This window comes from Candidatus Pelagibacter bacterium nBUS_36 (assembly GCF_051201215.1).
Classification (GTDB): Bacteria; Pseudomonadota; Alphaproteobacteria; order Pelagibacterales; family Pelagibacteraceae; genus Pelagibacter.
Window position 1 is genome coordinate 893250 of the sequence record NZ_CP172839.1, and the last position, 22140, is coordinate 915389.

Below are 22140 nucleotides of genomic sequence, written 5' to 3' on the forward strand. Positions count from 1 at the left end.
TTTAATTTTTTATAATATTATGTTCAGGGCCGAAAGGAAATTTTGTGATGTTTTCTGCGCCATCTTTACCGATTACCAATATATCATGTTCTCTATATCCACCTGCTCCTAGATTTCCTTCAGGTATCATTATCATTGGTTCCATTGAAATAACCATGTTTTCTTCAAGCACAGTATCAATATCTTCTCTCAGTTCTAATCCTGCTTCTCTTCCATAGAAATGGGAAAGAACTCCAAAAGAATGTCCATATCCGAAAGTTCGGTAATGCAAGTATCCTAGTTCTGCAAATAATTCATTTAGCTCATGACAAATATCAGAACATTTTACACCAGGTTTAATAAGTTCTAGTCCTCTTTTGTGAACTTTGACGTTTGCCTCCCATGCTTTTAATGATGCATCATCTACATGATCTAAAAATAATGTTCTCTCTAACGCCGTATAATATCCTGAAATCATTGGAAAAGTATTTAAAGACAAAATATCTCCTTTGATTAGTTTTTTATTTGTCTTTGGGTTATGTGCACCATCAGTATTAATGCCTGATTGAAACCAGACCCAGGTATCCATATATTCAGCGTCTGGATATGATTTTACAATTTCACGTTCCATTCGATCACGACCTGCAATTGCTATTTCAATTTCTGTATTACCCTCTTTAATATTTTTAACAATTTCTTCTCCACCTAAGTCTGCAATTCTTGCTCCACTTTTAATAATTTCGATCTCTTCATTAGATTTAATCATTCTTAATTGCATCAAATCCCTTGATATGTCGCTGAAAACAGAAAATGTAAAAATAGACCCTATTTTTTCTCTCATATCTAGAGTGACATGATCGTTTTCTAAACCAATATTTTTTGGAGGATCATCTCTTCCAATAATAGAAACTATAGCTCTTAAAAAATTATCTCTTTTCCAATCTGTATAAATCACATTATCGCAGTGTGATCTTCTCCAAGGTTGGCTAGCATCAATGTTTGCAGAGATTGTTGAAATTTTATTTTTTGTCACTATACAACCATAAGGTCTACCAAAAGAACAATAAATAAATCCTGTATAATATGCAATGTTATGCATAGATGTTAAAATAACCATATCAAGATTATTTTTATCCATTATAGTTCTTAGATTGTTTACTCTTCTATCGTATTCAGCATTTGAAAAAGGAAGTTTAACCTTCTCTCCATTTTTTAAAGTAAAAAAATCTGGTCTTTCCATAAAATTAATTTAATCCGATATATCTTTTGTTCCATCTCATTACTAAACTATAATACGTAAGAGATATAAAAAGAAAGAAACCACCAATAATAGTGTTGGTTGCTGGTATTTCATTAATACCAAATATAGGTAGCCATACCCAAAATATTCCACCTATTACTTCAGTTAAAGATAATAAAGTTAATTCAGCCGCAGGTATAGCTTTAGATCCAATTGAATATAAAATTAATCCTAGACAAACAAGAGTGCCATGAAGAGAAAAAAGTGAACTATTATAACTTGTTGCAAAAAAAACATAGTCGTTACTTAAAATTACTATTGAAGCAAATATAAAACAAAAGAAACCAGCAAATGCAGTCGTTGTAAATTTTGGAGTTTCTTTTCGCCATCTTAATGTTACAGAAAAAACTGCAAACCCTATAGAAGATGTCATTCCAAAGACAAATCCAATTAAAGAAGATTCTGAGGTGTTACCAACAGCCATGATCCCGATACCAATTGTTGCAATGATGATTGAAATCCAGACGTTTAAAGAGATTTTTTCTTTTAAAAATAAAAAAGCAAGCAAAGCAGTAAAAAAAGGCATTGCTGCTAAACAAAGTAAAGTTACTGCAGCACTGGTGTTTGTAATTGAAAACATAAATGAAATCATTGCTATACCAAGCCCTGAACCTCCAATTAAACCTGAGACACCCATTCTTAAATAATTTTTATAAAAGTTTTTGCCTTCTTCAAAAAACAAGTACAAATTTAATAAAATAAAAATTGTCAGTCCTCTTCCAAAAATATATTGCCATGGAATTAAATGTGGATCATCCATATATCTCACAACCAACGGTCCAAAAGACCATATTAGACCAGCAAACAAAACAACAGGGACAGCAGTTTTAGGATTTCTAAGCTCAAACATATTCAGATATTTAATTCTAAATAGATTTAACTACAACAAAAATGACTATGCTTATGCTAAGGCTGAATTAGAGTGGTTGGGGAAAAAACAATCAACAATTTCCCCTTTTTTAAATCTAGTCTTACCTGCTGGCAATAATGCCCAAATATTTGATTTTACAAATGATTTAATTCTAAAGGACTCTTGTCCTTTAAGAATTTTAACTTCTATTTTTCCATTTTTAGTTGTGTTTAATTTACTTTTTGCAAATCTAGTAAAATTCTTCTTCTTCAGGAAATCATTTTTTAATATAGCTTTGAGAGGCTTTTCGTTTCTTAGACCTAATATGTTTTCTATATAAGGATATACAAAAAATCTAAAACAAGCAGCAGAGGACATTGGATTTCCAGGTAGTCCAAAAATTGCTTTTTGTTTACCTTTAATCTTAGCAAACAAAATAGGTTTGCCAGGTCTAATTGCTACACTTTTAAAGAAATGATCTAATTTAAAAGACCTTATAACGCTGGGAATAAAATCAAATTTTCCAGCAGAAACTGCACCAGAAGTAATAATGATATCCGTTTTAGAGTTAAGTGTTTTGGTAATTTTTGATTTAAAAATTTTGTAATGACTATCTTTTAAAATTCCACCATCAATAAAATTAAACAAAAAGTTTTCATTTAAGTTTTTGATGTAATGGCTATTAGAATTCCTGACTTTCCAATCGGGAATATCATCTTTATTTGATATTTCATTTCCAGTAGAGAAAAATAATATATTTATCTTTTTTTTGACTTTAATATTTTTAATACCCAATGTTTTAAAAGCTAAAATATGATTAGCTTGAATGATTGTATTTTTTTTTACAACTAATTCATTTTTTTTGTAATCAGAGCCTGCAAATCTTACATGATTATATTTTTTAACCTTTTCATTAATCAAAATATATTTTTTACTTGAATTAAAAACAATTTGTTCAATTGGAATTATAGTATCAAAGCCTTTTGGAATTATACCACCAGTCATTATCTCTATAGTTTCAAATTTATTAATTTTTTTTTTAAAAGGTTTTGCCCCTGCAGCAATAGATCCTATAATTTCAAAATTTACAGGTGAATTTTTTTTTATTTTTCTTGTATCATTGGAATTTATTGCATAACCATCAAAAGCCGCATTATCTCCTGAAGGATAATTGATATTAGAGTAAACATTTGTTGATAAAATTCTATTTAAAGAGTTCGTACTCCTAATATCTTCATCTTTAATTTTGATGATTGCTTTCTTTAAAATTTTTTTTGAGGTTTGATAACTAATCATTTTTTAAAATTTCTTCAGCTGTTGCTAATTCTTCTTTGGTATTAATATTAAAGAATGGGTCTTTATTTTTAAAATGCATATCAATTGATTTAACTCCTATATTATTAGCCCAAATTTCAACCTTCCTCTCTCCTTTTTCTAAATCTTCTTCTAATTTTTCCAATAAATCAATAGACCAAAGTCCAAATATATTATGTCGAGTTTTATTTGATTTGATAAAGAAAAGTTTACTCTCACTAAAATTTATGGTCTGCAAAAACTCTTTTAATATATGTGTTTTAAAAAAAGGGGTGTCGGCAGGAAAGGTTGATATCCATTGATAGTTTTTATTATTCTTTTTAACCCATTTCATGGCAGTCAAAACCCCTCCAAGCGGTCCTAGGTTTTTCTTAAAATCATTAATTAGCGAGATTTTTTTAGATTTTTTAAAATCAATTGAATTATTTGTAACTAGTAATACTTCCTCAAATTCATCAATTATTTCTGATAAAATATAATCAATTAACAATTTATCTCCTAGTTTAACTTGGCATTTATCTTCTCCAAATCTTTGAGACTTTCCACCTGCTAGTACTACTCCTAAAATATTGTTATGATCCATTTGTCAAAATATAAAACATTAAAACTTGAATTAAAGAAATAAAATGGATCTTAGAATTTTAGAAATAGCTTCTTATGCTGAGCATAATAAAATTATTGAAAACTTTACTCATAAGTCAAAAAATAAAAACCCATTATGTGGTGATGAAATGGAGATAAGCTTGGTAGTTAAAAATGATATAATTAAAGATATGGGTTATCAGTGCAAATCTTGCATTTATTGTCAGGCTTCAGTTAGTTTGCTCTCTAGAAAAGTAAAAGATAAGAGCGTAGAAGAAATTAAGGATTTTATCACTAATAGTGAAAAATTATTTGATGATGTTAAAGTTAATATAAAGAAACACTGGAATGATTTTAAAGAAATATTAGATAAAAAAAACCTTGCAAGAAAAGAGTGTTTGTTACTTCCCTTAAAAACTGTTTTAAAAGCTTTAAAAATTTAGATGATAAAAATTACTAAGCCAATTTTACAAAAAGCATTGATAGCAGGTTTTTTTTCTGCATTTACTATTGGTGTGTTGACTGTGCTTACTTATAAAAGCACACTAGGATATTTTTTAGCAGGATCATTTGGTTCCTCTATGGTTTTATTATTTGGTTTTCCTGAAAGCCCTTTTGCTCAACCTAAAAATGTTTTTTTTGGTCATCTTGTAACTACTTTAGTGGGTATAATTTTTGTAAATTATATTCCGCTTCCAATTTATATTAACATTGCTTTAGCTGTTGGAGCTGGAATTTTTTTTATGATCTTACTAAATGTAGTTCACCCTCCTGCTGGTGGTAATCCTATTATAGTTATAATTGGAAGTGTGTCTTATGAATATTTAATTAATCCAATAATTTTTGGATGTATTTTAATTTTGTTATTAGCAATTTTAATTAATAAATTTATTCTAAAAAAAAACTATCCCTTAAAATAAATTATGAGCTCAAAATATAAAATTTTAAGATTTAATTCAGACAAGTTTGAACAAGTTGATGATTTAGTTTCAATTGAAGAACCATTAGAAATTTCTTTAAAATTTAAAAAACAGAATGATTGGATTACACAAAATTTATCTATAACTATGAGAACCCCAGGTAATGATGAAGATTTGGTTAGAGGTTTTTTATTTAATGAACAAATTGTTAAAGATATTAAAGATATCGAATCTATAGCAAGTTATGGAGATAAAGTTGGACAATATAATATTCAAAATAAAATTTTAGCAACTATTAATAATTCTGAGAATGTTAATATTTCTAAAATCAAAAGAGATTTTTTAACTAATTCTTCCTGTGGTGTTTGTGGCAAGTCATCTTTAGATGCACTTGAGATAATTAAAAAAGATAAAACGAACTCTTCAGAGCCTCAAATTTCAAAAGAAGTCATTATTCAATCACCTAATACACTAAGAGATAATCAATCAGAGTTTAGTAAGACAGGCGGAATACATGCTAGCGGTCTTTTTAATTCTAATGGAGATTTAGTTGAATTAAGAGAAGATGTGGGAAGACATAATGCTCTAGATAAACTCGTAGGAAGTGTATTGGTTAATCAACAATTAGACCCTAAATCCCAATTTATAACATGTTCCGGTAGATTAAATTTTGAGTTGGTTCAAAAGGTTTTAATGACCAATATTGGCATAATGATTGGTGTTGGTGCGCCAACTAGTCTTGCTATTGATTTAGCGAATAAATTTGACATGACCCTAATAGGTTTCGTAAAGAGAGACAGTTTTAATATTTACACAAATAACAAAAAAGTTATTGTGGGCTAAAAAAAAAGGGTATTAGTGTCAAAAAATATAAGCAATTTATCAGGCAGAATAGGTTTAAAAGATAATCTATTTAAACAGATTTCAGAAAATACGTTAAGTGATACTCCTAAAGATATTAAAGAAATTGCTAAAGAACATAATTTAGGTGTTTCAACACTTCATGGAGCAGAGTCTTTTTACGAATTTTTAAGACCTTCTCATAGAGAGAAAAAAGCATTCGTTTGTAATGGAAGTGCATGTATGTGTGCTGGCACTCAAGACAAGTTAAAGAATACTTTAAAAGAAAAACTTGGTGATGATAAAGTTGGTGAAATGTTTTGTTTAGGCCATTGCTATGAAAATAATGCTTTTCATTATGATGGTGAAAATTTTGCAGGAAAAGATATTGAAAAAATTGATCAAATTTTAAAAGGTGAAGATATAAAGCAAGAAAAATTCTTTTCTAAAAGTTTTGCTACAACAAGTTTTTTAATGGATGATAAGCTTTCGTCAACAGATCAATTTAAAGATCAGCTTAATAAGTTTTTAAAGACTGATAAAAAAGAAATAGTTAAATCTTTGCTAGACTCCAACCTAACAGGTAGAGGTGGTGCTGGCTTTCCCACGGGAATGAAATGGGATTTTTGCAGCAAAGCAAAAGGAGAGAAAAAATATGTTATCTGTAATGCAGATGAAGGAGACTCTGGAGCATTCTCAGATAGATACTTATTAGAAGATCAACCTTTTAAGGTTATTTTTGGTATGATTATTTGTGGGCTGGTAATTGGAAGTGATGAGGGAGTTTTATATATTCGAGGCGAATATCCAAAATCTATCGAAGCTATTAATGGAAGTATTAATGAACTTAAAAAATTAGGTTTACTTGGAGATAACATCTTAGGAACAGATTTTTCTTTTGATTTAGGAATTTGTATTGGACAAGGTGCTTATATTTGTGGAGAAGAAACTGCTTTGATTGCATCTATAGAAGGAAGACGTGCTGAAGTAGATGTCAGACCTCCTTTTCCAGTAACAGAAGGTTTGTACAAAAAACCTACTGTAGTAAATAACGTTGAATCGTTAGCAGCAGCAACTGGAATTTTAATAAATGGATCTGAAAAATTTTCAGCAATAGGTAATAAAAAATCTGCAGGAACAAAATTAGTTTGTCTTGATAGTTTTTTCAATAACCCTGGTGTTTATGAAATTGATATGGGAACTCCTATGAGTAAAATATTTAATGAGATTGGTGGAGGATATAAAGAACCAATTAAAGCATTTCAAATTGGTGGTCCTCTTGGTGGTGTTGTACCATTAAGTGAAATTGATAATTTAAATTTGGATTTTCAAGAATTTACTGCAAAAGGTTTTATGCTAGGACACGCAAGTGTAGTTAGTATTCCAAAAGATTTTTCAATGTCAGAATATATTCATCATTTATTTGAATTTTCTGCAGAAGAGTCTTGTGGAAAATGTTTCCCGGGAAGACTTGGGTCATACAGAGGTAAGGAGATGTTTGATCAAGCAAAGAAAAAAACAGCAAAAATACCCCTTAAATTACTTAATGAATTGCTTGTTACTATGCAAAAAGGTTGTTTATGTGCACTTTGTGGGGCCATTCCTACTCCAATAATGAACATTCTTAAGTACTTTGGAGACGAAATGAAAAATGATATGGTTAAGGATAATTAATGAGTTCTGAAAAAAGAAAAATTGCTTACATTGATGGAAAACCATACGAAATTGGTGCCAATCATACGTCTATTTTAAAATTTGTTAAAAGTTATGTTGGTGAAAAAAAAGTTCCTACTCTTTGTGATGATCCCAATTTAGCCCCTTATGGTGCCTGCCGTGTTTGTTCTGTGGAAGTTGCTTTAGAGAAAGATGGCCCGACAAAAATTGTTGCTTCATGTCATACTCCTGTTGCTGAGAACCAACATATTTTTACATCTAATGAAGCTTTAACAAGTCTTAGAAAAAATATTGTTGAATTGGTTTTAACTGATCATCCTATGGAATGTGACAGTTGTGAAGTGAATAATAATTGTGAACTGCAAACAGTTGCAAATGATTTGGGTATTTCTGATCACAGATATAACAGTCCAAAACAACATAAAAGAATTCCAAGAGACACTTCTCATGATTATATGAGAATGAATTTAGATAATTGTATTAATTGTGGACGATGTGTACGTGCATGTGATGAAATTCAAGGATCATTTGTTTTAACAATGAGTGGTAGGGGTTTTGAGTCTAGGATTACTACAGACAATGATATGATGTTTGGAGACTCTTCTTGTGTATCTTGTGGTGCTTGTGCTCATACTTGCCCAACAGATGCCATTTCTGATGTTTTCAAATCAAAATCAGCTGATGTAGATCAAAAGGTTAGAACGACTTGTTCATATTGTGGTGTGGGTTGTAACCTAGAAGCTTCTATCAAAGATAATAAAGTTGTTGCAATTGATACACCTAAAGAAACAGAAGTTAATGCAGGCCATACTTGTATTAAGGGAAGATACGCATTTAGTTTTTATGACCATCCTGACAGATTAAAAACTCCTTTGATCAAAAGAAATGGAAAATTTGAAGAAGCAAGTTGGGATGAGGCTTATGATTTTATAAAAAAAGAAATGAATAGAATTGTAAAGGATAATGGCCCTGATGCTTTTGCTGGTATTTCATCCGCAAGATGCACCAATGAAGAGAACTATGTTTTTCAAAAAATGATAAGAGCCGCTGTTGGAACTAACAGTGTTGATTGTTGTGCAAGAATTTGTCACTCACCAACAGCATGGGGAATGCAACAAACTTTTGGAACAGGTGCTGCAACTAATTCTACTGATGATATTTATTATGCAGATTTATTTTTAGTAATTGGGGCAAACCCAACTAATGCCCACCCCGTAACTGGTGCAAAAATAAAACAACAAGCAATGAAGGGTAAAAAATTAATTGTTTTAGACCCAATTACAACCGAACTTGCTAAACTTGCTGATTATCATATCAAACTAAGACCAGGTACCAATGTTGCTGTTCTTAATATGATGCTGCATTTTATTATTAAATCAAAATTATATAATGTTGATTTTGTAAGAGACCGAACTGAAGGGTTTGATAATTTTATCAAAGAAATTGAAAAACAAGATGTTGATCACTTAGCAAAAGTCGCTGGTGTTGATAAACAATTGGTTAAAGAGGCGGCTATTGCTTACGCAACAGCACAAAACTCCATGGAATTCCATGGTTTAGGCGTAACAGAACACGAACAAGGTTCCAAAACAGTAATGTTAATTGCAGATCTTGCAATGATTACAGGAAATATTGGAAGAAGAGGTGTTGGTGTAAATCCACTAAGAGGACAAAATAATGTTCAAGGTGCAGCAGACATGGGGTGTCAACCGCATCAAGGAGCTGGATACTTTGAGGTGGCTGATGAAAAAAACCAAAAATTTTATACTGAAAAATATGGTGTAACACACCCAACAAAACCAGGTCTTAAAATTCCACAAATGTTTGAAGCAGCAATTGATAAAGAATTAAAAGGTTTATGGATTATTGGTGAGGATATAGTTCAAACTGATCCTAACAGTGCACATGTTGTTGAAGCAATGAACTCATTAGAACTATTAGTTGTGCAAGAAATATTCATGAGTGAGACAGCAAAACTTGCAACTGTAGTATTACCTGGAGCAACATTCTTAGAAAAAGATGGGACTTTCACAAATACAGAAAGAAGAATTCAAAGAGTTAATAGAGCAGTTGAACCTCTACCAGGAACAAAACCTGACGGGGTTATTGTAACTGATATGATGCAAAAATTAGGTTTTGACCAACCAACATATGATGCTGATCAAGTTCTATCTGAAATTGCTGATGTGGTACCATTCTTTAAAGGAGTTACAAGAAAAAGACTTGGGAAATTAGGATTACAATGGCCTGTTCAAGAAGATGGAACTGATACTCAGATACTTCATACAGAAACATTTAAAATAGGAAAAGGACAACTTAAGAATTTTGATTGGAAAGAGTTTACAGAAATTGAAACTAATAAAAAAGATTATCCATTAATCTTAACAACTAGTCGAGTTCTACAACATTACAATGCAGCAACGATGACTAGACGAACAAGCAATATTAATATTGTAAAAGAGGATGTTTTATTAGTTCATCCAAAAGATGCTGAGCAAAGAGATTTAAATACTGGCGATATTGGAAGGTTATATTCAGGCAGAGGAGAAGTTGCTTTAAAAGTAGAAGTAACAGACAAAGTTAAACAAGGAATTGTGTTTACAACTTTCCATTTTCCAGAACATATGGTTAATATGGTGACTGGACATGGAAAAGATGAAGAGACAATGTGTGCTGAATACAAAGTTTCATCAGTACAAGTTCAAAAAATTTCAAACCAATTTAAAACTGAAGTCAAACCAAAAGAAAATCAGGCAGAAGTAAAATAAGTAAAATGACCATCGGTTGGCATTTTGATAACACTTATTCAAAACTATCAAATACTTTTAAAGAAGAAATTAAACCAACACCTGTTCATAATCCTGCAGTTGTAATTTTAAATGATAATCTAGCTAAAGATTTAAATTTAGATTTTTCAAACATTTCTAAGAAAGATCTATCTGAAATATTTTCTGGAAATAAAATACCAAAAGATATTACAACTATCGCACAAGCTTATGCTGGTCATCAATTTGGTCACTTTACAATGCTTGGAGATGGAAGAGCTGTTCTTTTAGGTGAACACATAGCAAGTAATAACAAGCGTTTTGATGTTCAGTTTAAAGGCTCTGGACGAACATCGTTTTCAAGAACTGGAGATGGTCGTGCTGTTTTAGGCCCTATGTTAAGAGAATATATAATTAGTGAGGCAATACATACATTAAAAATTCCAACTACCAGAAGTCTTGCTGTAGTGAAAACTGGTGAGAAAGTAGTAAGAGAAAATTTATTGCCAGGAGCAATTTTAACAAGAGTAGCATCAAGTCATATTCGTGTTGGTACTTTTCAATACATTGCTGCAAAGCAAAATTTAGATGATTTGAATACTTTGGTTAATTACACAATAGACAGACATTACCCTGAAATTAAATCATCCAATAATAAAGCTTTAGATTTACTTAACCTTGTAATGGAAAGACAATGTAAATTGGTAGTTGATTGGATGCGTGTTGGTTTTATTCATGGAGTAATGAACACAGATAATATGGCGATCTCAGGTGAAACAATTGATTATGGCCCTTGTGCATTTATGAATCAATATGATCCTAAAACAGTTTTTAGCTCTATTGATAAATTTGGGAGATATTCATTTTCTAATCAACCCCCAATTACTAAATGGAATTTAGCAAGATTTGCCGAATGTCTAATTCCAATAATCAATAAAGATGAAGATACTGCTATTAAATTAGCAACCGAGACTATTGATAACTTTCAAAATATATATGAAGAAAAATGGTTAAATATGATGAGAGATAAACTTGGTTTATATGGAAATGATAAAAATGACAAAAAACTTATTAATGATTTATTAAATTGGATGCAAAAAAATAAAGCAGATTATACAAATACATTTTGTTATTTAATGAATATTAAGATTAATGATCAAATTTACAAAGATGAGCATTTTGTTAAATGGTATAATGAATGGCAAAAAAGAATTTCTAAAAATAATAATTCAAAAGAAAGATCTCTTAAACTTATGAATAATGTTAACCCAATTATCATACCAAGAAATCATAAAGTCGAAGAGGCCTTAGCAGCTGCTAATGAGGATAATTTAGAGGTAATGAATAAGTTGCTATCAATATTGAGTAAACCTTATGAGAAACAAGTTGATATACAAGATTATCAATTACCTTTAAATAATAAAGATTATCAAACTTTTTGTGGAACTTAATTTATAAGACGTATGGTTCGGGTCTTGCGCTATTTCCAAGAACTCTTTCGACAGCAAAATCACTAATATCAATTGTTTGATAAGATCCTGTTGTTATCAATTCAGTCAAAGCTCTTCCAATACCAGGCGCTTGCATTAAACCTCTACCAGTAAATCCAGATGCCATATAAACATTATCAAATTTTGGATGTTTACCTACCACTGCATTATTATCTAATTTATTGCAATCATAAAAGCCAGCCCAACCACCCGTTAATTTTAATTCTTCAAACGCAGGTATTCTTTGAGCTAATGCTGGCCATACTAATTCTTCGAAATCATTCCAAGCCGGTTCTAAATCTGTTGCATCAAAAACCGAATTGGGTGAGCCTGCTAGATACTCTCCACCTTCAGGTCTCCAATAAACACCAGTTGTTAAATCTCCAACAAGAGGCATTTCTTTTATGTATTTTGGGCATTTAACCCTAAAAACTGTGTGTTTTTGAGGAACTACCGGTATATCTTCTAACAATTCTTTAGTCCAACAACCTGCTGCTGATACTATTGTTTTAGCTTTAATTTCTGAAATACTTTTTACTTCTCCTTTAATAAATTCAGCTCCTAATTCAATTGCCTTACTTTTTAAAGCACTATGAAACATAAATGGATCAATCCAACCTTCGCTTTGGTTATCGGTATAAGTTGCTGTTTCAACACCTTCACTATTTATGTAAGGAAATATTTTTGACAACTCTGAGCCTTTAATATTTTTTGTTCCTGCTTCACAAGCTTTATGATTTTCGAGAGCTTTATATTGTTCATCTGCATGTTCTGGACCAAACATTAATAAATAACCATTAGTTACCATACTAGCAGTTGGATTAGGATTCTTTTCAGTTTTTAATAGATATGGAATTTGATAAATAAATTCTCTTGCAAATTTACCAAGTAAAATGTTTTCTTTTTGAAAAAATTGTCTTCTAAAGCCACCTAAAGATAATGGAAATGAAGCCGTTTTGTAAGTTGGATCTCTTTCTATTACTTTTACTTTTCTGCCCTCTTTGGATAGAAAATAAGCACTTGCAGCTCCTATTATACCACCACCAATTATAACAACATCATCCATAATCAATTTAATATTATTAAGTTGAAATTTAAAATCAAAGCAAAACTACACCACAATAAATAGGGTACCATCAAATATGAACTTACTAAGTTGACGCGCTTAAATCTAACAATAAGAATAATAATTAAACCAATTAGCGCTATCAGCACAATTAAAGCTAATAACATATGATGAAATACAAAAAAAACTATACTCCAAGTTGTATTGAAAATCAGATGAATAAAATAGATATAAACAGTGTTCATATCTCTATTTTTATTATGCCAAAAAATCCATATTGCAATTGTCATCATCAAATATAGTGCTGTCCAAACTGGAGCAAATATCCAATCTGGAGGATTGAATGATGGCTTGTTTAGTAACGAATACCATGGCTCTTTAAAGCTAATTGTTGCCAAACCTCCAATTAAAGAAGCTGAATATGTGATTAAACTAAATAGTAAGAATGATATGAATTTGTTTTTTAACATATTTCTATTATACAATAAATTATGGAAGAAAAAAAAGTTATTTGGATAACAGGTGCAAGCAGTGGAATTGGTAAAGCTGTAGCAACTAAATTTGCAAAAAATGGATGGATAGTGGCTGCATCTGCAAGACGCGAAAACTTACTAAATGAACTTAAAGAAATTAATGAAAATATTTATCCCTTCCCTTTAGACGTTACAGATATTGATAAATGTAAATTAGTTGCATCAAGTATAATTAATCAATTTAAAAATATTGATATTTGTTTATTTGGTACTGGAATGCATGATCCTAAATCAGAAAAAAAATTTAATTTAGAAAAAGTAAGAGAAATTATGGAGGTAAATTATTTTGGAACAATGAATTCTATAAATTCTATCTACGATTATTTTTCTGAAAAAAAAAATGGTCAAATATCAATAATTTCCTCTGTGGCTGGTTATCGAGGCTTGCCAGCTGCTGGTGCATATTGTGCTTCTAAAGCTGCACTTACTAGTTTTGCAGAAAGTTTAAATTTTGATATGCAAATGAAAAATGTACGTGTTTCACTTGTTAGTCCTGGTTTTATTAAAACACCAATGACTGATCAAAATGATTTTCCGATGCCGATGATTAAAACACCTGAATTTGCAGCAAATGAAATTTACAAAGGTTTAACTGTGAAAAAAAGTTTTGAAATACACTTTCCAAAAGCTTTTACATATTTTTTAAAATTTTTACAAATTCTACCAAGTAGTATTTATTTCAAATTAGTTTCTAAGGGTATGAAAAAGATAGATTACTAATCTTTTACAAAAACTACCGTTAACTCAGCTACTTTAATTCCAAACTTCGTCATTGTTGCTCTGTTTATTGCAACTCTATCGTCTTGTTTAAAAATCCAATCATCAAATGTGATTTTCATTTCCTTGCCTTTAACAGGAACTAATAGAACATATTCAAACTTAAATGCAGGTCCATAAGAGTATCCTATCGCTTTACCAACTACATCTCCTGCTGTGCCTTCATAATTATTTTCATCTATTTTGTTGATGGTCCATTCTCTATTTTGCACTTCGCCATCGTCCCAATTAAATTTTTCTTTTAAAATTAACTGTTTGCCATCCCAAGTTCCATCTAAGTCTGCAGAAAATTGTCTTGTTACTTTACCAGATCTGTTTTGGAGTACGCCCCATGCTTTAACATTTCCCGTTAAATACTCTTCAATTATTAATCTTGGTTCTTTATTTTTAAAATCTTCTGGTTTCATTGCACTATTGTTTGAGCAACTTGTAATTAAGAATAATGAAATTATCAATGAAATTGATCTAATAATATTTAAATGACGCATTTGTATCTCCTCTATGTATTATTTATTTTGAAGTGAAAATTGAATTAAATCAATATTTTTTGATTTAAAACCAGCCTCACAGTAAGAAAGGTAAAATTCCCACATTCTTTTAAAGGTTAAATCAAAACCTTGATTTTTAATCAAATCCCATTTTTTATTAAATTCATCTCTCCATATAACCAAAGTATCAGCATAATGATCCGCATAAGAGATATAAGAATTCACAGTTAACCCATTATCAGACACAAGTTTATTAATGGTGTTTTTATTTGGTAAAAACCCACCTGGAAAAATATATTTTTGAATGAAATCTTGTTTATTTTTATACCTATCAAACAAGCTATCATCAATAGTAATAGCTTGGATAGCAGCCATACCCCCATCAGATAAATTGTGTTTAATTGTTTTGAAATAACTCTCTAAATAATTTTGACCCACAGCCTCAATCATTTCAATTGACGCTATCGAGTTATATTTTCCTTTTAGGTCTCGGTAATCTTTAATTTCTATATTAACCTTTTCATTTAAACCACAGTTATGAATTCTCTTTTTTGCATATTCAAATTGTTTCTTTGAAATGGTAATGCAATCTAGTTTAACATCATAATTTTTACCCAAATATTCAGCAAATCCACCCCACCCACAACCAATTTCCAAAACTCTATCACCATTATTAGGTTGAATTAAATTAATTAACTTTTGATATTTGTTATTTTGTGCATGAGACAAATCTTTATTTTGATCATCAAATATTGCACTTGAATATGTGAGAGTTTTGTCTAACCAAATGGAGAAAAAATCATTTCCAAGATCATAATGTTTTGCAATATTTTCTTTACTTCTGCTTTTCGTATTTTTAATAAATTTATTTTTAATAAAATTTAAAAATTTTAAATCTAATAAACCAGCAAATTTATGTACAATATTAATATTTCTTGCTGTTAATTCAATTAAATCAGACAAATTATGAGTTTCAAATTCGTCTCTCATGTAACATTCAGCAAATCCTACACTTCCACCTTTAATTAAATTATAATTTAATGCAGGATTTTTTATTTTTAAATTAGTTTTCAATTTATCATTGGGATTACCAAATTTTAACACTACGCCAGAAAAGGTTGTAACTTCTAAAAAACCAACATTTATCCTTTTAAGGATACTAAAAACTACTTTATCTGCAATACTGTAAAGAAACATTAATTTTCAATTGTTATATTATTTTTAATTTTATTTTTTTTTTTATGAATTTAATTCCTTTTGTCCATAGTTTAAACGCTTCATAATGTATCGCTAGAATGATCTTAAAAGTCATTATCGGATGTTTTAAATACGATTTAATTAAACATTTTGTATTAAAATCTGACCTAACACCATCTTGTGAAGCATATAAAATTTTATCCTGGGCATCATATTGATCAATTATCACTGATATTTTGTTTCCTGGTTTTAATAATCGAAAAAAATAATTACAATTCATTTCAATAAATGGAGATACATGAAATTTTTTAGAACAATTATTTTGTATTAAATTCACATCTTTTTCTACTCGAAATATATAGGTGTGTTGTTCACCAAAAGTATTTTTAACTTCATAAAGGATTGAAATTAATTGATCATTTATATTATAAACATAAAAAACACTTAGAGGATTAAATACAAAACCAAAAATTCTTGGATAACATAAAATTTTAATTTTAATATCTTCAGTAGAAATATTATTTTTTTTTAAATTGTTGTTCACCCATTCTACTAACGAGGATCCATTTCTTTCACCATGATCTTTTTCATGGAAGCTAATTAAATTGAAACTATTATATGAAAAAAACCTGACTTTTTTATCTAATGTTTCAAGTTCAGAGAGATCAATTAATAATGAGAACACATTATATTTAAAATAATGAACCTTGGGTTTAAACCTTTTGTGTATCACCTGACCGTTATATATTGATGAATTAATCATTTAAGGTTTTAAGCATTTCAATAGAAGATTTTATGCCATCCTCATGAAATCCATAACCAAAATAACTTCCTGCAAACAGAGTATTGTTAGTATTTTGAATAGAATTTAATTTTGACTGATTTTTCAATGCATTTTCGTCATAATATGGATGTGTAAAATCTACTTCATTATAAATTTTTTTAGGATCAATTTTAAAAAAAGGATTTATTGTCAAAAAAATATTTTTATTGATCTTCAAATTTTGTAATTGATTTAACCAATAGGTGACTGATGAATTTTCTTTGTTATTTGGGTCTAATGAAGAATTCCAAGAACACCACGCCTTTTTATTTTTTGGCATTGAGTTTTCATCAGAATGAATTACCGCAATGTTTTTTCTATATTTAAAATTATTTAATATTTTTTTTTCTTGATCGGTAGCATCTGAAATAATCTTTAAACTCTCGTCAGCATGTGATGCAAGCACAACTTTGTCATAAGTAAAAAATTCATTTTCTGATCCATAATAAACTTTTACCCCATTATTATCTCTTACAATTTTATTAATCTCATAATTTTTATAATATTCTCCACTTATATTTGATAAAATTTTATTAACATAAGTTTTGCTTCTATTAGAAACTGTAAACCATTGAGGTCTGTTTTTAAGTTTAAACAATCCATGATTTTTAAAAAAATTTAAAAAAAATGATAATGGCATCTGTGACGCCTCATAAGGAGGCATTGACCATATCGCTGAAACCATTGGTATTATGTGATAATCTATAAAGAAATTAGTTTTATTAATTTTTTGTAAATATTCTCCAAGTGTAATGTTGTTTTCAAGTATATTGGGATCCAAATTTTCACATCTTTTGTAAAAATTAATTATTTCAAAAAACATTTTTACAAATTTGTAATTAAATAAATTTATTTTATTTGAAAAAATACCATTTAAACCTTTGCCACAATATTCGATATTAGTTTCTTTAACATTGACTGAAAATGACATATCACTTTCTTCAATTTCAATCTCATTTTCTTTAAAAAAATTAATTAAATTTGGGTAAGTGATTTTATTAAAAACCATGAAACCAATATCAACAGCAACTCTTTCTTTATCATTATATTCAACATCTAATGTGTATGAATGACCACCAAACCGATCTTGTTTTTCAAACAAATCAACTTTATGTTTTTTTGATAAATAGTAAGCTGAGCTTAATCCTGATATTCCTGAACCTACTACTGCAATTTTCATTCAATAATTTTTATGCAGCTGTGTCTTCGTATTCATCCATTGATGGACATGTACAAAACAGGTTTTTATCTCCGTAAACATTATCTACTCTTCCAACTGGTGGCCAATATTTGACTGTTTTTAAAAATTCAGATGGATAAGCTGCTTCCTCTCTCTCATATTTATGTTCCCATTTATTGGAAGCTAACTCAAGATGAGTATGTGGCGCATTCTTAACTGGATTATCTAATTTATCATATTCGCCTGAATGAATTTTATCAATTTCTTGTTTAATTTTTTGAAGGGTTGAACAAAATCTATTTATTTCACTTAAACTTTCACTCTCAGTTGGCTCAATCATCATTGTACCGGCAACTGGCCAGGACATTGTAGGTGCGTGATAACCAAAATCTATTAAACGTTTAGCTATATCTTCTTCAGTAACACCTGTATCAGCCTTTATTTTTCTAATATCAATAATACATTCATGAGCTACATTCCCACTTTTTCCTTTATATAAAATTGGAAATGAGTCTTGTAATTTATGGGCAATATAATTAGCATTTAATATAGCAACTTGTGATGCTTTCTTTAAACCTTCAGAACCCATCATTTTTATATACATCCATGAAATCGATAAAATGCTTGAGCTTCCCCAAGGTGCGGCTGAAACAGCGCCAATTCCTGTTGCAGGCCCACAATCTTTAATTACCGAATGTTTTGGTAAGAAAGTCTCTAAATGTTTTTTACATGCTATTGGTCCCATTCCTGGTCCACCTCCACCATGAGGAATACAAAATGTTTTATGTAAATTTATGTGACAAACATCTGGACCAAATTTTCCTGGTTTTGCAATACCTACTAATGCATTTAAGTTTGCCCCATCCATATAAACTTGCCCGCCATGATCATGGATAAGCTTACAAATATCAGTTATTTTTTCCTCAAAAACACCGTGTGTTGAAGGATATGTAACCATTAATGCTGCTAAATTATCTTTATGCTCTTCAGCTTTTTTCTTTAAGTCTTCAAAGTCCACATTTCCATGATCATCACATTTTACCACAACTACTTTCATGCCAACCATCTGTGCACTTGCAGGATTAGTGCCATGAGCAGAACTCGGGATTAAACAAACATTACGATTAGCCTCATTATTTTTTTCATGAAATTTACGAATTACCATTAGCCCAGCAAACTCACCTTGAGCACCAGCATTTGGTTGAAGAGATACACCTGAAAAACCTGTAATTGATCTCAGCCAGTTTTTTAAATCGGTAAACAGTTCTCTATAACCATCCATTTGTTCTACTGGAGAAAAAGGGTGTGGTTGTGAAAATTCTTTCCAAGTAACTGGAATCATTTCAGATACTGCATTCAACTTCATTGTACATGAGCCTAAAGCTATCATTGATCTATTTAAAGCAATATCAGCATCTTCTAGTTTTTTTAAATATCTAAGCATTTCAGTTTCTGAATGATAACTATTAAAAACTGGATGATCTAGATAAGTCGAACTTCTCAATAAATTTTTTGGGATATTGGATAAGCTTTCATTCATTGACTCTTTAATGGTTTCTGAACAATTAAAAATTTTAAGCAATTGATTTGCTCTGTATAGATTTTTTCTTTCATCAAAAGAAACTGCAAGCATCTCTGAACTTACTCTTCTGATGTTAACACCTTCATCTAAAGCATTTTTATAAATCTTATCAGTCTTATCTAAAGTTTTTACAGTTACAGTGTCAAAAAAATGATCTGAATAAAGCTCATATCCAGATTGCTTTAACTTATCTGCAAAATTTTTAGTTAACTGAGAAACACTCTCTGAAATTTTTTTAATTCCTTTTGGACCATGATAGACGGCATAAGCTGCAGACACTATTGCTAACAAAGCTTGGGCAGTACAAATATTACTTGTCGCCTTATCTCTTCTTATGTGTTGCTCTCTAGTTTGAAGTGCTAATCTATATGCTTTTTTTCCATGCCTATCGACAGACACTCCGACTATTCTACCTGGCATAGATCTTTTGTATTCATCTTTTGTAGCAAAAAATGCTGCATGCGGACCACCATAACCCATTGGAATACCAAATCTTTGTGAACTTCCAACAGCAATATCTGCTCCTAACTCTGCAGGTGTTTTTAATTTGGCTAGAGCCAGCAAATCACAAACTAATACTGCTTTACCTTTATTTTTATGTATTTTGCTTATAGCTTCACTAGGATCTTTAATATCTCCTAATGTACCAGGATAACTAATTATACCACAAATAATCTCATCCTTAATATCAGTATCCTCATCACCGACAATTACTTCTACCCCCAAAGGTTCCGCTCTAGTTTTAATGACTTCAATTGTTTGTGGATGACAATTTTTAGATACAAAAACTTTATTTGAGTCTGTTTTAGAAATTCTATAACTTAAACCCATAGCTTCCGCTGCAGCAGTTCCTTCATCTAAAAGTGAAGCATTAGCAATATCCATACCTGTAAAATCAATAATCATCTGTTGAAAATTCATTAACATCTCAAGTCTACCTTGAGCTACTTCAGGCTGATATGGTGTATAAGAAGTATACCATCCTGGGTTTTCTAATATATTTCTTAATATAACGTAAGGTGTGTAAGTTCCATAATAGCCCATTCCTATAAAGCTTGAATAAACTTTATTTTTTTTTGAAATATTCTTTAATTTTCTAAGTGCCTTATATTCAGAATTCGGATCTCCTATATCTAAATTATCTTTCAGCAAAATGTTTTCTGGTACAGTATTTTTTATCAACTCGTCTAGATTTTTATACCCTAACTCTTTGAGCATAATATTTTGTTCCTCAACGGAAGGACCTATATGTCTTTGGATAAAATCTTTTTGAGCATTTTTTAACATTTAACTACCACTCTCCTTTGCAAATTTATCGTATTCTTCTTTATTCATCAAACTATCCAGTTCATTTTTATCCTTAATTTTCAATTTGAAAAACCAAGCATCATTTTCAGGGTCTGAATTAATTTTACCAGGATCATCAACTATTGATTGATTGTTTTCCATTACCTCGCCAGATATAGGTGTAAAAACATCACTTGCTGCTTTAGTTGACTCAACTACTCCCGCATTTCCATCTTTTTCAACTGAAGAACCTACATCAGGTAACTCTACAAACACAATATCTCCCAACATTTCAGTTGCATGTTGAGTGATGCCTATTGTGCCTACATCACCTTCTATTTTAATCCACTCATGTTCTTTGGAATATTTAACTTCACTCATTTTGTTGCTCCTTTCACATAACTTTTTTTATAAAATGGTAATCCACAAATATTTGCTGGATGTTTTTTTCCTCTTACTTCAAGAAAAACTTTTGTATCGTTCTTTGAAAACTCTTTTTCAACATAACCCATAGCAACTGGTCCGCTCACACTAGGTCCAAAAGTACCACTTGTGATTTCACCTATAACCAATTCATCTTGGTTAAAAATTTTAGTTTTTTCTCTAGCTATCAATCTTCCTTCTGGCTTGACGCCAACTCGGATTTTTTTAGTACCATCATTGATTTGGCTCATGATTATATCTGAACCTATAAACCCACCATTTGCCATTCGATCTTTAGATATGGCCCATTTAAGATTAGCCTCAATTGGGGTTTTGTCTATTCCAAGCTCATGACCATATAAACACAATCCTGCCTCTAATCTCAAGGTATCTCTGGCTCCAAGTCCAATGAGTTGCGCTCCATATTCAATTAATTTTTTTGTAAATTCTTCAGCTAAATCATTAGGCACAGAAACCTCAAAACCATCTTCACCCGTATAACCTGATCTAGTTACAAATAATTTTTGTTCTTTATGAACAAACCAGTTTCCAGTCATAAAACTTAGTTCACTCACACCATTGATAATTGTATCCAAAATCTCTACTGATTTAGGCCCTTGAACAGCTATTAAAGATCTGTTTTCATCTAAATTCATCTTATATTTATCATTAAGAAGTTTAGATATGATTTTAAAATCATTGTCCTTGCAGGCTGCATTTAATATTACTAAATAACCTCCTTCTATTTTTGTAATAATCAAATCATCATAAATTCCAGCAGTATCATTCATTAAAAAACTATATTTTGATGTATTTATTTTCAAATTCTTTAAATTTAGAGGAAAGATTTTTTCCAAATCTTCAGTCAAACTATCATCGCCATAAATAAATAATTGCCCCATATGAGAAACATCAAAAATTCCAGAATGTGATCTTGTGTATTTATGTTCTTCAACAATACCTTTGCTGTATTGTATTGGCATTTGATAACCCGCAAATTCTACAAATTTAGCTTTGTTATCTTGATGAAGTTTATTTAATGATGTTTTTTTTATTTCCATACTAACTCT

General features: G+C 30.2%; 20 protein-coding genes. 7 read left to right on the forward strand and 13 right to left on the reverse strand.

Annotation, left to right across the window (positions count from 1 at the left end):
• Window position 1: 1 nt before the first annotated feature.
• From ACIJYI_RS04890 to mobA, 4 genes are read right to left on the reverse strand one after another with little or no spacing between them, the layout of a single operon-like run.
• On the reverse strand, window positions 2-1219 hold the full coding sequence (locus ACIJYI_RS04890; protein WP_435113274.1) for an aminopeptidase P family protein: 1218 nt from the start codon (window positions 1217-1219) through the stop codon (window positions 2-4).
• Window positions 1220-1223: 4 nt separating this feature from the next.
• Entirely contained in the window at window positions 1224-2129 is a 906-nt protein-coding gene (locus ACIJYI_RS04895) for a DMT family transporter (RefSeq protein ID WP_435113276.1), read from the reverse strand.
• A 51-nt stretch (window positions 2130-2180) separates the two neighbouring features.
• Window positions 2181-3425, reverse strand: coding sequence for a molybdopterin molybdotransferase MoeA (locus tag ACIJYI_RS04900; protein WP_435113278.1), 1245 nt, complete (start codon window positions 3423-3425; stop codon window positions 2181-2183).
• Entirely contained in the window at window positions 3418-4026 is a 609-nt protein-coding gene (gene mobA, locus ACIJYI_RS04905; protein ID WP_435113280.1) for a molybdenum cofactor guanylyltransferase, read from the reverse strand. The genes ACIJYI_RS04900 and mobA overlap by 8 nt, the downstream gene beginning before the upstream one ends.
• A 43-nt stretch (window positions 4027-4069) precedes the next feature.
• Between mobA and ACIJYI_RS04910 the strand changes: the two genes are divergently transcribed.
• Genes ACIJYI_RS04910 through ACIJYI_RS04935 form a run of 6 tightly spaced genes read left to right on the forward strand, consistent with a single transcriptional unit; the run spans window position 4070 to window position 11675 of the window.
• Window positions 4070-4468, forward strand: coding sequence for an iron-sulfur cluster assembly scaffold protein (locus tag ACIJYI_RS04910; protein ID WP_435113282.1), 399 nt, complete (start codon window positions 4070-4072; stop codon window positions 4466-4468).
• A complete protein-coding gene (locus ACIJYI_RS04915; protein WP_435113284.1) occupies window positions 4469-4945 on the forward strand; it encodes an HPP family protein in 477 nt (158 codons plus the stop codon). It begins immediately after the preceding gene.
• A 3-nt stretch (window positions 4946-4948) separates the two neighbouring features.
• The gene (fdhD, locus tag ACIJYI_RS04920; RefSeq protein WP_435113286.1) at window positions 4949-5788 is read left to right on the forward strand and encodes a formate dehydrogenase accessory sulfurtransferase FdhD; all 840 of its coding nucleotides are present in this window, start codon (window positions 4949-4951) and stop codon (window positions 5786-5788) included.
• 15 nt (window positions 5789-5803) lie between these two features.
• Window positions 5804-7459 carry an NADH-ubiquinone oxidoreductase-F iron-sulfur binding region domain-containing protein gene (locus tag ACIJYI_RS04925; protein ID WP_435113288.1) on the forward strand — a complete coding sequence of 552 codons (1656 nt, stop codon included), beginning with the start codon at window positions 5804-5806 and terminating at the stop codon, window positions 7457-7459.
• Window positions 7459-10227 carry a formate dehydrogenase subunit alpha gene (fdhF, locus tag ACIJYI_RS04930; RefSeq protein WP_435113290.1) on the forward strand — a complete coding sequence of 923 codons (2769 nt, stop codon included), beginning with the start codon at window positions 7459-7461 and terminating at the stop codon, window positions 10225-10227. The genes ACIJYI_RS04925 and fdhF overlap by 1 nt, the downstream gene beginning before the upstream one ends.
• Window positions 10228-10232: 5 nt before the next feature.
• Window positions 10233-11675 carry a protein adenylyltransferase SelO gene (locus tag ACIJYI_RS04935; protein WP_435113292.1) on the forward strand — a complete coding sequence of 481 codons (1443 nt, stop codon included), beginning with the start codon at window positions 10233-10235 and terminating at the stop codon, window positions 11673-11675.
• 1 nt (window position 11676) lies between these two features.
• On the opposite strand, the gene ACIJYI_RS04940 is transcribed toward ACIJYI_RS04935, so the two are convergent.
• Both ACIJYI_RS04940 and ACIJYI_RS04945 read right to left on the reverse strand, forming a co-directional pair.
• On the reverse strand, window positions 11677-12780 hold the full coding sequence (locus ACIJYI_RS04940) for an NAD(P)/FAD-dependent oxidoreductase (protein ID WP_435113294.1): 1104 nt from the start codon (window positions 12778-12780) through the stop codon (window positions 11677-11679).
• 2 nt (window positions 12781-12782) lie between these two features.
• Complete coding sequence (locus ACIJYI_RS04945) at window positions 12783-13250, reverse strand: TspO/MBR family protein (protein WP_435089695.1); 468 nt, start codon at window positions 13248-13250, stop codon at window positions 12783-12785.
• A gap of 21 nt (window positions 13251-13271) precedes the next feature.
• Here ACIJYI_RS04945 and ACIJYI_RS04950 point away from each other — a divergent pair, with 21 nt between their 5' ends.
• Window positions 13272-14033 (forward strand): SDR family NAD(P)-dependent oxidoreductase, encoded by a 762-nt coding sequence (locus tag ACIJYI_RS04950; RefSeq protein WP_435113296.1) that lies wholly within the window; start codon window positions 13272-13274, stop codon window positions 14031-14033.
• Here ACIJYI_RS04950 and ACIJYI_RS04955 read toward each other — a convergent pair.
• From ACIJYI_RS04955 to gcvT, 7 genes are read right to left on the reverse strand one after another with little or no spacing between them, the layout of a single operon-like run.
• Window positions 14030-14578: a DUF3833 domain-containing protein gene (locus ACIJYI_RS04955; RefSeq protein WP_435113298.1), complete on the reverse strand. Its 549-nt coding sequence runs from the start codon at window positions 14576-14578 to the stop codon at window positions 14030-14032. The genes ACIJYI_RS04950 and ACIJYI_RS04955 overlap by 4 nt on opposite strands.
• Before the next feature lie 18 nt (window positions 14579-14596).
• Window positions 14597-15775, reverse strand: coding sequence for a class I SAM-dependent methyltransferase (locus ACIJYI_RS04960; protein ID WP_435113300.1), 1179 nt, complete (start codon window positions 15773-15775; stop codon window positions 14597-14599).
• 13 nt (window positions 15776-15788) lie between these two features.
• The gene (locus ACIJYI_RS04965) at window positions 15789-16538 is read right to left on the reverse strand and encodes a DUF1365 domain-containing protein (RefSeq protein WP_435113302.1); all 750 of its coding nucleotides are present in this window, start codon (window positions 16536-16538) and stop codon (window positions 15789-15791) included.
• Window positions 16531-17778, reverse strand: coding sequence for an NAD(P)/FAD-dependent oxidoreductase (locus tag ACIJYI_RS04970; protein ID WP_435113304.1), 1248 nt, complete (start codon window positions 17776-17778; stop codon window positions 16531-16533). The genes ACIJYI_RS04965 and ACIJYI_RS04970 overlap by 8 nt, the downstream gene beginning before the upstream one ends.
• Before the next feature lie 10 nt (window positions 17779-17788).
• Window positions 17789-20647 carry an aminomethyl-transferring glycine dehydrogenase gene (gene gcvP / locus ACIJYI_RS04975; RefSeq protein ID WP_435113306.1) on the reverse strand — a complete coding sequence of 953 codons (2859 nt, stop codon included), beginning with the start codon at window positions 20645-20647 and terminating at the stop codon, window positions 17789-17791.
• On the reverse strand, window positions 20648-21028 hold the full coding sequence (gene gcvH, locus ACIJYI_RS04980; RefSeq protein WP_435089704.1) for a glycine cleavage system protein GcvH: 381 nt from the start codon (window positions 21026-21028) through the stop codon (window positions 20648-20650). It lies immediately after the preceding gene.
• On the reverse strand, window positions 21025-22131 hold the full coding sequence (gene gcvT, locus ACIJYI_RS04985; RefSeq protein WP_435113308.1) for a glycine cleavage system aminomethyltransferase GcvT: 1107 nt from the start codon (window positions 22129-22131) through the stop codon (window positions 21025-21027). Before gcvT ends, gcvH begins: the two co-directional genes overlap by 4 nt.
• Window positions 22132-22140: the final 9 nt, after the last annotated feature.